Source organism: Streptomyces aureocirculatus, assembly GCF_000720475.1.
Taxonomy (GTDB): Bacteria; Actinomycetota; Actinomycetes; order Streptomycetales; family Streptomycetaceae; genus Streptomyces; species Streptomyces aureocirculatus.
The window spans coordinates 1-13,358 of record NZ_JOAP01000006.1 but is presented as its reverse complement, the minus strand read 5'-3'; the positions used below and the strand labels follow the sequence as shown (position 1 = coordinate 13,358).

The window sequence follows — 13,358 nt, the reverse complement described above, 5'->3', positions numbered from 1 at the left end:
GTGGGACGACGCAGACGGCGCATCGGAGTGCCTCTCGGAAAGCGAAAGAAGGCGAATCGGGACGGGACTCGCCGGAATCAACGGAATGACTCGACTGAATGGCTCGGCTGAATGGCTCGGCTGAATCGCTCGGCAGAATGGATCAGCAGAATGGATCAGCGAGATAGTTCAGCGAAATGGTTCGACGGAACCGGAACCGCCCACCCCGGGGCACGCACACCTGATGCGGTCGCGGACCTGCCGACGGCCGTGCCGAATGCACCGCGCAAGCGGTCAGGGCATACGGCAGGGAGAAATACGGCAGATCAGACGGAAAGCAGCGTACGGAAAAAGAACGCGACGCACTCGCCGGGGCGGGCGTCAGCGACAGTGAATGTCGGCCACGCAGAGCGCGGTCACGCCGAACAGCGCCAGCTCAAGGGCGGCGCTCACGGAGGCGGGACGGCTCGACATGCGGAGAAATATGGTCGATGACGCGTGCGATGTCAACGCGGGATCCGGTTCGTCCCCGTGTTCAGCCTCCGTTCCGGTGGCTCAACTCTTCGGGAAGGACCAGGGATTGGCCTTGCAACGAATGCCGTCGTGGTTCAGGAACTTCGTCTGCTGCTGCATGACGGGCGCCAGCTCGCCGTCACGACGGCAGTCCACATGGCCATAGCCGAGCCGGTGGCCGACCTCGTGGTTGATCAGCATCTGCCGGTACGGGTGGATACGGTCGCCGTAGGTCTTGGCGCCCTGGGCCCACCGGAACGCATTGATCATCACCCGGTCGGTGGCGGCGGAGTCGCACGACACATTCTGTTCCCAGGTGTCGAGACCGGATTTGGCGCACCATTTCGCCGTCGTTCCCGGGCTGGCAAGGGTGATGACGAAATCGGGGTGACCCGATGAGATCCGCTCGAAGGTCCTGGCGCCGCCGTGTGCCCAACTCCGGTCGTCGTTCAGGGTTTTCTGCACGGCCTCCGCGAAGAGTCCACCGTCAAGGGCCATGCCCTTCTCCACGTCGACGCGGTATCGGAACTTCTGCCCCTTGCCCGGCGCCCTGGCGAATCCGCGGACCACGTCGAAGTCGCCGGACGCGGTGAGTTTCGCGTCCAGCGGATACTTCTTGCCCATTTTCTCGTCGTACGTGGCCGGGGCGGCAGGCGCGGGCGTGGGGTCGGAGGGAGCCGGACGGTTGTCCGAGCGGGACGCCTCGGAGTCCTGGCCGTCACGGTTGCCGCCCTGCTCGGCTGCCTGTGTGGGCGATCCGTCGCCCTTGGCGCCGTCGGCGACCTGACCGGCCACGACGACGGCGAGGAGGGTGGTGACGGCTGCGGCGGCGATGCCGGTGACGGTGCGGCCGCGGTTCTTCTCCCGGCCCGACGCGGTGCCGGAGCCGGAGCCGGGGTCGCCGTCTCCAGCGGGTTCCGGATCGCCGTCGCCGCCGTCACCGTCGCCGGTCCCGTCGTGCCCGCCGCCGTCGGAGCCGCCCGAGTCCCAGGTGGTCACGGACGCGTACGGGTCGCGGTGCCGCGGCGGGCGCGCCGCGGTCTTCGTACCGGCGGCGAACACGTCGTCGACGCCGTCGCCGAGGCCGTCGTCGTGGACGTCGTCGTGGACGTCGATCATCTCGTCGGCCCCGAAGGCGTCGACGTAGTCCTGCCTGGGCCCCTGCGCCGAGGTCCCGCGCACCTGCGGCGGCACCCCGTGGCCGACCCCGGCGGCCGCTCCCCCGACCTCGCCCCAGCCGCCCCCGGGCTCACGCTGCTCGGGATGCCCGCCGCGCACCTGGGGGGTGCCGCCGGGAGGCGTGTGCTGGGGCACGCCATGGGGAGGCGTGTGCTGGGGCACGCCATGGGGCGGGGTGTGCTGGGGCACGCCATGGGGCGGGGTGTGCTGGGGCACGCCGTGCGGAGGCGTCGTCGTGCTCGGCGGGGGTACCTGGGGCACCCCGTGCGGGGGCGTGCCGCCGCCCCCGCCGCGCCTGCGGCGGCCGGAACCGGGTGTAGGGCCCTTGGCCTGGGCCTTCGGTGCGCCACTCTGTATACCGGAGGTGCTGGTGGTGTCCGAGGTGTCGGCCGGACCCCGGTGGCGGCTATGACGTCCCACGCGGCGCCTCAGCTCCTCGAACCCGAATCGTGGTGGTCCTTCATCACATCGCCACGATCGCGCACACCACGTGCCTCACTCAACTCAACAGCACCGGTCAACTCACCCGTGTCGGCCAGTAGTTCACGAATGGCCGAAGCGACCGTCTCCGGATACTCCATCATCGCCACGTGCCCGGCGTCGGGCAGCGTGAGGAGCCGCGAGTCGCGGAAGGCCGCCGACGCCCGGCGCGCCATGCGGTACGACACCAGCAGGTCGCGCCCGCCGTACACGAGCAGCGTGGGCGCGAGGACCCGCTCCGCCTGCCGCCAGAGTCCGTGCTGGCCGCCGAGGGTGTACGCGTTCACGATGCCGCGCGCCGAGCGCGCCATGGCGTCCCAGAAGTAGGGCAGTGCGAGACGGCGCTCCATCTCACGGACCGCGGCGCCGAAACCTTCCGGCGTGACCCGCCCGGGGTCGCCGTAACAGAGCCCGAGCACACCGCGCACCCGCTGCTCGGCCGTCCACTCCTTGGTGAGCCGGGTGAACAGGGCGGCGACCCCGGGCAGCGCGAGCAGCCCGGTCGGTACCGCCGAACGCTGCACCCGCAGCTCGGGCAGGGCGGGCGAGATCAGCGTCAGCGTACGCACCAGGTCGGGCCGCACCGCGGCGACGCGCGTCGACACGGCACCGCCCAGCGAATTGGCCACCAGATGTACGGGCCCGCGCCCCCGGGAGTCGAGGAGCCGGATGACCGCGCGTGCGTGCCCGGTCACGGAATAGTCGCCGTCGTCAGGCGGCGGCGAGTCACCGAAGCCCGGCAGGTCCAGGGCCTCGCAGTCCACGACGTCCTCGAGCAGCGGCATCAGCGCCGTCCAGTTCTGCGAGGACCCGCCGAGCCCGTGCACGTACAGCGCGGGCGGCAGGCCGGGGCGCACCGAGGGGCGCGAGCGCACGTTCAGGGTGAGTCCGGGCAGGGCGACCGAGTCGAGTCGCTCGCCCTTCGCGACGGCGACGGCCCCCGGTTTGGGGACCACGGCGGCCAGTGCGCCGGGCAACTCGGTCGAAGACATGCGGGCAATGTTACGAGACGATCACGCGCGGGATCACGTGTTCGGCATCACAGATCCCGTACGGACCGCGTGGCGGCCGAAACGGGTCTTCCCTAGGCTCGGAGGTGATCGGGGCAACCACCGCACCGCCGAGAATTCCGTCGCACACCGGGCGCGGCGCCAGGCATGAGAGCCGATCCCCGGGAAACCCCAGGAGAGCGGGACACAGCAAGCAGACCCAGGGAAGAGAGCCGAGGAGTCCACATGAGCGTCGATCCGACCGACCCCGACACCTTCACGGCCGATGAGCCCTCGGCACAGGAGTCCGGTCCTGAGACTCCGGAGGCGGACTCCGCCGAGCAGCACACCGACCTCACCCCCCAGCGGGACGACCCCCTCCAGTCCCTCAACGACGCGGACCAGAACGCCGCCGACGAGGCCGACCTGGCCGAGCAGGCACGCGTGGTGTCCCTCGACGAGGACGACTACCGCTGACCGCAGTCGGCCGACACGCACACTGCTGCCCGTGTTTGTCCGGCTACGCACGGCGGCGGGAGGTGCCTGTGGCATCCAGTCCGTGAAATTCTGCGCTCGCACCGCACACATCACAGTTACCGAAAAGTACGATGGCGACGCGGCGCACACCGCAGCACAAGGACGACTTCGGGAGGCGGCGTGACAGCCATCGAGCAGACAGAGGCGGCGCGCCCGCGGGGCACACGCCTGCCGCGCCGTGCCCGGCGCAATCAGCTTCTGGGCGCGGCCCAGGAGGTGTTCGTCGCCCAGGGGTACCACGCGGCGGCCATGGACGACATCGCGGAACGGGCGGGCGTCAGCAAGCCGGTGCTCTACCAGCACTTCCCCGGCAAGCTCGACCTCTACCTCGCGCTGCTCGACCAGCACTGCGAGAACCTGCTGCAGGCGGTGCGCGCGGCGCTCGCGTCGACGACCGACAACAAGCTGCGCGTCGCGGCCACGATGGATGCCTATTTCGGGTACGTGGAGGATGACGGCGGCGCGTTCCGGCTCGTCTTCGAGTCGGACCTGACGAACGAGCCCGCGGTCCGTGAGCGCGTGGACAAGGTCACCCTGGAGTGCGCGGAGGCGATCTGCGAGGTGATCGCGGAGGACACCGGCCTCTCCAGGTCCGAGTCGATGCTCCTGGCCTCCGGGCTCGGCGGCCTCGCCCAGGTCGTCGCGCGCTACTGGCTGCACAGCGACGGCGGCGTACCGCGCGAGAAGGCGGTGCAGCTCCTCACCTCGCTGGCGTGGCGCGGCATCGCCGGCTTCCCGCTGCACGGCACGGAAGGTCACTGACCGCGCGTTTGTTCCCACCGCGCACTCCGGCGTTGTTCGCTCCTGGCGTGCACGCCCGGCGCCGATCCTGTCCCCTCACCGGGCTAATCTGTGCTGGGTACGGCGCGGGCGCCCGCGCACATCACTGACCGTCGGAGGGACAAAGCGTGGAGGTCAAGATCGGCGTGCAGCACGCGCCGCGCGAGATCGTTCTGGAGAGCGGTCAGAGCGCCGAGGAGGTCGAGCGCGCGGTGTCCGAGGCCCTTTCGGGCAAGACCCCGCTGCTGAGCCTGGAGGACGACCACGGCCGCAAGGTCCTGGTGCCTGCCGACCGCCTCGCCTACGTGGAGATCGGCGAGCCGACGCAGCGCAAGGTGGGCTTCGGCGCCCTGTAGGACCACGCGCGAGCACAGCAGGACGGCCCGGTGGCAGTTGCCACCGGGCCGTCCTGCTGTGTCTGTCCCCGGCGTGGGCGCGGAATTCGTTTCGACCACGTACGAGTGCGTGCGACGGCGTACGAGTGCGTGCGACTGGGCACCCGGAGCTGGAGGGTTGTATTCCGGCAGCCGGGGGTAAGACCGGCTACGACCGATTTGCACCTGGCCACGAGGGAGGGAACACACCGTGATCCTAGAAGCACTCGGCTCCGCACTCATCGGCCTCGCCCTGGCCTGGGCGACGGCCCGCCGACTGCCGCACCGGCTCCCCGCGCGGGCGCTGGTGCTCTCCACCGGCGTGGGCGGAGCACTCGTCGGCGCCTTCATCACACACATGACGCTCGGCCCGGGCCACCCGCCCGCGATCCTGCTCGGCGCCCTGGCCGTCTCGGCCGCGCTCCTCTCACTGCTCCTACGCCCGACCCACCGCCTGCACCGCCGCCAGGTCCCCGCGTAGGCCTGGCGGCCAAGTCCAGCCGGTCCGGCGTTTGAGGATGAGCCCGCAGGGCGATCGACGGCCACCCCGACAAGCTCAGCCACCCAACCGGCGGGACAAAATCAGCCCGTCCGGCGCTTGAGGACGAGCCCGCAGGGCGATCGACGGCCACCCCGGCAAGCTCAGCCACCCAACCGGCGGGACAAATCCAGCCCGTCCGGCGTTTGAGGACGAGCCCGCAGGGCGATCGACGGCCACCCCGACAGGGGGCGCCCCCGACGGCCGACGGTGACCGTAACGGCGAGGCTAGGCCGCCAGGCCAAGCGCGGCCATCCGCTTGGTGTGCGCCTCAGTGATCCGAGAGAACATCCGCCCGACCTCCGCGAGGTCGAACCCATCGGCGACCCCCCCGACCAGCATGGTCGACAACGCGTCCCGCTCGGCGACAACCCGCTGCGACTGGGAGAGGGCCTCGCCCATCAGCCGCCGCGCCCACAGCGCGAGCCGCCCGCCGACCCGCGGCTCCGCGTCGATCGCGGCCCGCACCTTCTCCACCGCGAAGCTCGCATGGCCGGTGTCGTCGAGCACACCGAGCACCAGGCGGCGGGTGTCGACGTCGAGCCGCGCCGCGACCTCGCGGTAGAAGTCACTGGCGATGGAGTCGCCGACGTACGCCTTGACCAGGCCTTCCAGCCAGTCGGACGGCGCCGTCTGCTTGTGGAACCCGTCGAGCGCCTCGACGAACGGCTCCATGGCCTCAGTGGGCTCCGCGCCGACCGCCGCGAGCCGGTCGCGCAACCGCTCGAAGTGGTGGAACTCGGCGGACGCCATCTTGGCCAGCTCCGCCTTGTCGGCGAGCGTCGGCGCCAGCTTCGCGTCCTCCGCGAGGCGCTCGAACGCCGCGAGCTCGCCGTACGCGAGCGCGCCGAGCAGGTCCACGACGGCGGCGCGGTACTGCGGCTCGGCGGACGCCGTCTTCCAGTCCTGCGCGGCGACCCCGGTGGGGGCGGCGGCGGTTTCGCCGGCGGCTGCGGCGGCTGCGGGGGTTTCGGGTCCTTCGGGGGGCTTCGCGGCGGTGTCAGGCGTCTCCATGAAGCGCACAATAGCCCGCTCGCCGCATGGCGTAAGGGCCTGGTCAACCACTGTGACGACGGCAACGTGAGCAATTCGCCGGACACGCATGCGAGATTCCGGGGTACAGTGGTAATGCGCCCGCCGAATATTCGACGGGCCGTATGAATGAGGATGCCCGGTCGGTGGCCCGATCGGCTCCGACCAGACAGCCCTCCAGGGCGGTGCGCACTGTGCGTACTGCATGCGGAGGGACCCCCTCAGCGGTGTGAGCGCTCGAGCGTCGGCAGTGGTCCCGTACCACCGGCTCGCCGGGTTCGTTCCCCAGGCGGCCGGCAGATCTCCCGGTACGGTCACGACCCCCAGCGTTCGCCTCGCGCCGCGTCTCACAGAAGAGGCATTGCCCTGACTACGACTTTTCGAGAGCTCGGAATTCTTCCCGAGACAGCCGAGGCCCTGGAAGCCGTCGGCATCATCACCCCCTTCCCCATCCAGGAGATGACGCTCCCCGTCGCCCTCTCGGGCAGCGACGTCATCGGCCAGGCGAAGACCGGCACCGGCAAGACGCTCGGCTTCGGCCTTCCGCTCCTTGAGCGCGTCGTCGTTCCCGCGGACGTCGAGGCGGGCCGCGCCGAGTCCGACCGGCTGACCGAGGCGCCCCAGGCCCTCATCGTGGTCCCCACCCGCGAGCTGTGCCAGCAGGTGACCAACGACCTGCTGACCGCGGGCAAGGCGCGCAACGTCCGCGTCCTCGCCATATATGGCGGCCGTGCCTACGAGCCCCAGGTCGAGGCCCTCAAGAAGGGTGTCGACGTGATCGTCGGCACCCCGGGCCGCCTGCTCGACCTGGCAGGACAGCGCAAGCTGAACCTGAAGCACGTCAAGTGCCTCGTCCTCGACGAGGCCGACGAGATGCTCGACCTGGGCTTCCTGCCCGACGTCGAGAAGATCATCAACATGCTTCCGGTGAAGCGCCAGACGATGCTCTTCTCCGCGACCATGCCGGGCGCCGTCATCGGTCTCGCCCGCCGGTACATGTCGCAGCCCACGCACATCCGCGCCACCGCGCCGGACGACGAGGGCCAGACCGTGGCGAACACCGCGCAGTTCGTGTACCGCGCGCACTCCATGGACAAGCCGGAGATGGTCTCCCGCATCCTGCAGGCCGAGGGCCGCGGACTCGCGATGATCTTCTGCCGTACGAAGCGCACGGCCGCCGACATCGCCGAGCAGCTCGAACGCCGCGGTTTCGCCTCCGGCGCGGTCCACGGCGACCTGGGCCAGGGCGCGCGCGAGCAGGCCCTGCGCGCGTTCCGCAACGGCAAGGTCGACGTGCTCGTGTGCACCGACGTCGCCGCGCGCGGCATCGACGTCGAGGGCGTCACACACGTCATCAACTACCAGTCGCCCGAGGACGAGAAGACCTACCTCCACCGCATCGGCCGCACCGGCCGCGCGGGCGCCAAGGGCATCGCGATCACCCTCGTCGACTGGGACGACATTCCTCGTTGGCAGTTGATCAACAAGGCGCTCGACCTGAAGTTCAACGACCCGGTCGAGACGTACTCCAGCTCCCCGCACCTGTACGAGGAGATGAACATCCCCGCCGGTACGAAGGGTGTTCTGCCGCGTACGGAGCGCACCCGCGCCGGGCTCGACGCGGAGGAGGTCGAGGACCTGGGCGAGACCGGTTCCCGCGGTGGCGGTACTCGCGGGGGCTCCGGTGCCCGGGGTGGCGCGCGTCGTGGTGAGCGTGGGGGCTCCGGTGAGCGTGCGGGCGCCGCTGAGCGTGGTGGCGCCGGTGGGCGTCAGCAGGCCGAGGAGAGTGAGCGGACCGCCCGTGCGCCGCGGCAGCGTCGGCGTACGCGTGCCGGTGCGCCCCTCTCCGGCGAGGCCGTGACCGAGGCGGACGCCTCTGCGGCGCCGTCCGCCGGCTCCGACGCTTCCACCGCGCCTGTCTCTCCTGTTGCCGAGGTTGCCGAGGTTGCCGATGTCGCCGAGGAGGCTGCTGCGCCGCGTACGCCTCGGCGGCGGCGGCGGACGCGGGCCGGTGCGGATGCTGCGGCTTCTGCGGCTCCGGCTGCCGCGGGGGCTTCGGCTGTCGCCGAGGACGCTTCGGTTGCTCCGGCTGTGAAGCCGCGGCGGCGGCGGACCCGTAAGTCTGCGGACTCCGCCGACAGCTAGTCTGCGCTCTTTCCACCCGTGCTCGGGGTCTCTCTTGACCCCGGGTGCGGGTGTTTTTCGTTCCCGCCGCTCCGCGGCGGATGCTTCCCACCCACCCGTCACCCCACACCACCGACGTCCCCCGGGGGGAGGACGACACCGCCCCCTCGCTGCGGGCATCCGGTCCGCCAGGGACGAGAGCAGGGACACCACGGTTACCGCCCCCCTCGCTGTGGGCGACTGGTCCGCCAGAGGCGAGAGCAGGCACGCCCTGGTTACCGCCCCCCGCTGTGGGCATCCGGTCCCCCAGGAGCGAGAGCAGGCACGCCCTGGTTACCGCCCCCCCCCCCCCCCCCCCTGTGGGCAACTGGTCCGCCAGGGGCGGAACGGGTGGGCACAGCCCCCGCAGCGGCAACTGGGAGCGGGGGCAGGGGCACCCCCGTGGGCACAGCTCCCACCTGCGGCAACACGGGAGCAGGGGCAGGGGCACCGCCGCGGGCTCAGGCCGTGGCTGCGGTGACCGGGGGCGGGGGTAGGGGCACAACCCTGGTCAAGGCCTGCGGCCAGTAGCCTCGGGGGATGAGCAGGCCCCCAACCTTCACCCCACCCGCGGGCACCCTCGCGTACCCGCTGCGTACGGCCCGCGGCGACTTCGCGGTGCTCGACACCCGCCCGACCGGCGAGGTCAAGGGCACCGCCCTGCTGCTGCCGGGCTACACGGGGAGCAAGGAGGACTTCGTCGCCCTGCTCCACCCCCTCGCCGAGGCCGGCTACCGCACCGTCTCCGTGGACGGCCGCGGCCAGTACGAGTCGACGGGCCCGGACGACGTCTCCGCGTACGCACAACAGGAGCTGGCCGCGGACGTCCTGGCCCAGGCGGCCGCCGTCCACATCCCCGGCCAGGGACCCCCGCACCTGCTCGGCCACTCCCTCGGCGGCCTGGTGGCCCGGGCCGCCGTACTCCTCGCACCCCCGGACACCTTCGCCTCGCTCACCCTCATGGCGTCGGGCCCCGCCCGCGTCTCGCCGTCGCAGCGGACCCGCGCCACGCTCCTGACGGACGCCGTCGCCGCCCACCCCATGGCCGTGGTGTGGGAGGCCATGCAGGCCATGGCGACGCCGGAGGACGCAGCCACCGGGTCCGGGACCGACCCCGCCACCGCCCCGTACGCAGCCGACCACGACGCGCTGCGCGCCCGCTGGCTGCGCAACAACCCGGCCCAGCTCATCGCCACCGGCAAGCAACTGTGCACCGAGCCCGACCGCGTCGACGAGCTGGCCGCCGTACCGCTGCCCAAGCACGTGGTGTCCGGCGAGCGCGACGACACCTGGCCCGTGCCGCTCCTCGACGACATGGCGCGCCGCCTGCGCGCCCACCGCACGGTGGTCGCGGGCGCGGAGCACTCCCCCAACACGGACCGCCCCGAGGCCACCGCCGCCGCGCTCGCGGCCTTCTGGGACAACTGCGCGCGCAGTGGAGACGGCAGCGCTCAGTAGCACTTGTGCAGGTGGTCCCAGAAGCCGTCCCGCAGCACCCGCCGCAGGTCCGACTGGCCCCGCAGGGAGTAGTCGAGCAGCCGCTCGGCCTCGACCAGGAGTTCCTGGTCGACCGATCCCGGCAGATAGGGGTGTCCGGGCAGCAGGCCCACCAGTGCCTCCCGGCCGCGCGCCGAGAGCCACTTCGCGGAGATCTGGGCGCCGACGAAGCGCACGTCGTCCCGCGAGGGCCGCGGCGCCGTGGCCGCGGGCTCGTAGGGCAGGGCGGGGCGGCGCGCGACGAACGGCTTGAAGAAGTCCGCGTCGAACGTGCGCTGACTGTCGACCTCCCACAGGAGCGGCTCCGCCTGATTGCGGCCGTCCGGCGCCTCGACGCCCCAGAGGTGGACGCGTGCGCCGTACCCCTGCGCGGCCTCGACCGCCGAGACCAGGTCCTCGTCGCCGCCGATCAGCGCCGCGTCGCTGATGGCCCGGTGCCGGGCAAGGGACTCCAGGTCGGAGCGGATCAGCGAGTCGACGCCCTTCTGCTGGTTGTTGGCGTTGAGGTTGCCCAGGCGGACCTTGACGTCGGGGAGTTCCGCGATCGACTGCTGCTCCGCCGTGTGGATACGGCGCCGCGCGCCGTCGTACCAGTACACGCGCAGCAGCCTGCTGTCCGCGAAGATCGTGCGTGCCTTGTCGATCAGCGCGTCGATCAACCCTTGGGCGTCGAGTTCGAAGGCCCGCCGGTCCTCGGTGCCCGTCACGAGCCGTCCGGTGGCGGCGTACAGATAACCGGCGTCCACGAAGATCGCGTGCGTGGACGGGGTCTTGGCCACCTCGGCGAGCATGCGCTCCAGGAGTCCGTTGGTGCGCTCCAGTTGAGCGGAGATGCCGTCGCTCTCGACGCCGTCGCTCTCGTCAGTGGTCTCGTACATGTTCATACAGAACGCATTGTTCCGCCCGTCACACGGCGGGCACAACCGGTGACCATGACGGAGCGAACACAACCAGCCGCGTTACGGTCACGAAACGCCATGTTCATTAGCCACTCGAAAATTTTCTTTAGCGTAGGGAATGTTTGAACGGGTCAAGCCGTTGCACCCGTATGTAACAAGCAGTTCTCCTTCAGGAGGATCACCAGACGAAGGGAGAAGCCCATGCGCTTCGAAATCATGCGACTCGACGACGTCGACGGCACGGCCGTGGACACGACCGTCGTGGACGCCGCCTCCGTCAACCGGATCGTGCAGCAAGCCGCCGCCATAGGGCAGCGCCTCTACATCCGTCCGGCCGACGCCTCGGCCTCATAACGACGCCGAACGGCCGCATCACACACTTCAGAGCCCTGGACGCCACCGGAATCGACCGGTGCCGCACAGGGCTCTGTGCGTGGTGTGCGGGCGCACCGACGTGACCCGTGCGGTCATGCGGTCACCCGACCGGCTCAACCGCCGCGGATCACCTGCGTCACACCGTTGATGATCTGCTGCACAGCGATCGCGGACAGCATCATTCCGGCGAGCCGGGTCACGAGCACCACTCCGCCGTCCTTGATGACCCGGATGATCAGCAGCGAGAAGCGCATCGCCAGGAACAGCACCACATGGATGGCGAGGATCGCCGCCCACACCGACACCTGCTCCATGCCGTCGGCGTGCTGCACGGCGAGGATCACCTGCACGATGGCGCCGGGCCCCGCGAGCAGCGGCATGCCGAGCGGTACGAGGGCGACGTTCACGTCCTTGGTCTGCTGCGGCTCGTCGGTCTTGCCGGTGAGCAGGTCGAGCGCGACCAGGAGCAGGAGCAGACCACCGGCGATCATCAGCGCCTGCGTGGAGACATGCAGATAGTCGAGGATCTGCTGGCCGACGATGCCGAAGACGGTGATGACCCCGAGGGCCACGCACACCGCCTGGAAGGCCATCTTCTTCTGCACCTTGGCGGGGCGGCCCGCGGTCAGCGCGAGGAAGATCGGCGTGACCCCAGGGGGGTCCATGATGACGAAAAGGGTGAGAAAGAGGGATCCGAAGACGGCGACGTCGAACACAGTGATGGCCTTGCAGAAGAGAGTCGTACGGAACAGCGGGCGCCGGCGCGTCACGCCGGGGGGCGTGGGCGTGCGGGCGCTCGCGGGGCGCGCGTGAGTCGTGCGTGCGCGGCAGGTCGTGGTCGGGCGGTGCGCGGGGAGCTGTGCGGTGCGCGGTCGACGGCTCGGCGTCTCCCGGTGGCTCCGCTGCTCCCCGCGGCTTGCTACGCGGCGGGGTGTCCGCCCGCGCCCGGCACCGGGAACGCGCCCGTGGCCCGGCGGGTGATCTCCCCGTAGATCTCGGGGTCGGTGGTGAACTCGCCGAGGGAGACGGTCTTGCGGCTGCCGTGGTAGTCGCTGGAGCCGGTGACGAGCAGGCCGAGGTCGGCGGCGAGGGCGCGCAGCCGGGGCCCCGACTCGGGCGCGTACGCCAACTGCTCGGGGTGGTCGACCTCGATGCCGTCGAGACCGGCCGCGGCCAGCTCGGCTATCGCCGACTCGGATACGGTCCTGCCGCGCTGGGCGGCGGCGGGGTGCGCGAGGACGGTGACGCCGCCCGCGGCCTTCACCAGGCGGATCGCCTCGAACGGGTCGAGCTCGTGCTTCTCGGCGTAGGCGCGGCCGCCGTCCGCGAGCCACTGGGGTGTGAAGGCGTCCGAGACGCTCGCCACCACGCCGAGCTCGACCAGGGCCTCCGCGACGTGCGGGCGGCCCACCGAGCCGTCGCCCGCGATGCGCGCGACCTGGTCCCAGGTCACGGGGACGCCGAGCGCCTGGAGCTTGCGCACCATCGTCTGCGCGCGCGGCACCCGGTCGTCGCGTACGAGTTCGCGCTCGCGGGTCAGTTCCGGCTCGTCGGGGTCGAAGAGGTACGCCAGCATGTGCAGTCCCACGCCGTCCAGGCGGCAGGACAGCTCGGCGCCGGTGACGAGGGTGAGGCCCGGGGGGAGGGCGGCGATCGCCTGCGCGTGGCCGCGCGTGGTGTCGTGGTCGGTCAGCGCGATGACGTCCAGGCCCGCGGTGGTCGCGTTGCGGACCAGTTCTGCGGGGGTGTCCGTGCCGTCGGATGCGGTGGAGTGGGTGTGCAGGTCGATGCGCACGCTGCGGCTCCACGCTTCTCGGGACTTGGCGGTTGACCCCCCAAGGGTACCGGCCCACGGACCCGACCCCCGCCCCCGCCTGGGGCTCCCCCCTTATCGTCGCTCCGCGCCTCGTCCTCAAACGCCGGACGGGCTTCTTCCCCCACCCACCCGCCCTTTCCCGCGCTGACGCGTTCGTCGTCGATCGCCGGACGGGCTTCTTCCCCCCGCCCACCCACCCTTCCAACG

14 protein-coding genes are annotated in these 13,358 nt (G+C 71.1%); 7 read left to right on the top strand and 7 right to left on the bottom strand.

Features of this window, described 5'->3' with window-relative positions:
- Positions 1–360: 360 nt before the first annotated feature.
- From IG78_RS52415 to IG78_RS0107520, 3 genes are all read right to left on the bottom strand, one after another.
- Positions 361–453: an Ms4533A family Cys-rich leader peptide gene (locus IG78_RS52415; RefSeq protein WP_318657888.1), complete on the bottom strand. Its 93-nt coding sequence runs from the start codon at positions 451–453 to the stop codon at positions 361–363.
- Between the two features lie 81 nt (positions 454–534).
- A complete protein-coding gene (locus IG78_RS0107525; protein ID WP_030560598.1) occupies positions 535–2,091 on the bottom strand; it encodes a DUF3152 domain-containing protein in 1,557 nt (518 codons plus the stop codon).
- An 8-nt stretch (positions 2,092–2,099) separates the two neighbouring features.
- Complete coding sequence (locus tag IG78_RS0107520; RefSeq protein ID WP_030560597.1) at positions 2,100–3,143, bottom strand: alpha/beta fold hydrolase; 1,044 nt, start codon at positions 3,141–3,143, stop codon at positions 2,100–2,102.
- Positions 3,144–3,386: 243 nt separating this feature from the next.
- On the opposite strand from IG78_RS0107520, the gene IG78_RS0107515 reads away from it, so the two are divergent.
- The 4 genes from IG78_RS0107515 (at position 3,387) to IG78_RS0107500 (ending at position 5,312) form a co-directional block, all read left to right on the top strand.
- The gene (locus IG78_RS0107515; protein ID WP_030560596.1) at positions 3,387–3,617 is read left to right on the top strand and encodes a hypothetical protein; all 231 of its coding nucleotides are present in this window, start codon (positions 3,387–3,389) and stop codon (positions 3,615–3,617) included.
- 180 nt (positions 3,618–3,797) lie between these two features.
- Positions 3,798–4,439 (top strand): TetR/AcrR family transcriptional regulator, encoded by a 642-nt coding sequence (locus tag IG78_RS0107510; protein ID WP_030560595.1) that lies wholly within the window; start codon positions 3,798–3,800, stop codon positions 4,437–4,439.
- A gap of 146 nt (positions 4,440–4,585) precedes the next feature.
- Positions 4,586–4,813, top strand: coding sequence for a DUF3107 domain-containing protein (locus IG78_RS0107505; protein WP_030560594.1), 228 nt, complete (start codon positions 4,586–4,588; stop codon positions 4,811–4,813).
- 229 nt (positions 4,814–5,042) lie between these two features.
- Complete coding sequence (locus IG78_RS0107500; protein ID WP_030560593.1) at positions 5,043–5,312, top strand: hypothetical protein; 270 nt, start codon at positions 5,043–5,045, stop codon at positions 5,310–5,312.
- A gap of 285 nt (positions 5,313–5,597) precedes the next feature.
- Here the strand turns inward: IG78_RS0107500 and IG78_RS0107495 are convergent, their stop codons facing one another.
- Complete coding sequence (locus IG78_RS0107495) at positions 5,598–6,392, bottom strand: ferritin-like fold-containing protein (protein WP_030560592.1); 795 nt, start codon at positions 6,390–6,392, stop codon at positions 5,598–5,600.
- Positions 6,393–6,530: 138 nt separating this feature from the next.
- Between IG78_RS0107495 and IG78_RS0107490 the strand changes: the two genes are divergently transcribed.
- Together IG78_RS0107490 and IG78_RS0107485 are read left to right on the top strand one after the other, a co-directional pair.
- Positions 6,531–8,546 (top strand): DEAD/DEAH box helicase, encoded by a 2,016-nt coding sequence (locus IG78_RS0107490; RefSeq protein ID WP_404827775.1) that lies wholly within the window; start codon positions 6,531–6,533, stop codon positions 8,544–8,546.
- A 558-nt stretch (positions 8,547–9,104) separates the two neighbouring features.
- Positions 9,105–10,022: an alpha/beta fold hydrolase gene (locus IG78_RS0107485; RefSeq protein WP_030560590.1), complete on the top strand. Its 918-nt coding sequence runs from the start codon at positions 9,105–9,107 to the stop codon at positions 10,020–10,022.
- On the opposite strand, the gene IG78_RS0107480 is transcribed toward IG78_RS0107485, so the two are convergent.
- Positions 10,016–10,939, bottom strand: coding sequence for an NYN domain-containing protein (locus IG78_RS0107480; protein ID WP_051852435.1), 924 nt, complete (start codon positions 10,937–10,939; stop codon positions 10,016–10,018). The two genes, IG78_RS0107485 and IG78_RS0107480, sit on opposite strands and share 7 nt — an antisense overlap.
- A 222-nt stretch (positions 10,940–11,161) precedes the next feature.
- Here IG78_RS0107480 and IG78_RS50055 point away from each other — a divergent pair, with 222 nt between their 5' ends.
- Positions 11,162–11,314, top strand: coding sequence for a hypothetical protein (locus tag IG78_RS50055; protein ID WP_016644538.1), 153 nt, complete (start codon positions 11,162–11,164; stop codon positions 11,312–11,314).
- A gap of 134 nt (positions 11,315–11,448) precedes the next feature.
- Here IG78_RS50055 and IG78_RS0107470 read toward each other — a convergent pair whose 3' ends face one another.
- Positions 11,449–12,051, bottom strand: a complete 603-nt coding sequence (locus IG78_RS0107470; protein ID WP_030560588.1) for a MarC family protein — start codon at positions 12,049–12,051, stop codon at positions 11,449–11,451.
- Positions 12,052–12,254: 203 nt separating this feature from the next.
- The gene (locus IG78_RS0107465) at positions 12,255–13,130 is read right to left on the bottom strand and encodes a PHP domain-containing protein (RefSeq protein ID WP_030560587.1); all 876 of its coding nucleotides are present in this window, start codon (positions 13,128–13,130) and stop codon (positions 12,255–12,257) included.
- Between the last annotated feature and the right edge of the window lie 228 nt (positions 13,131–13,358).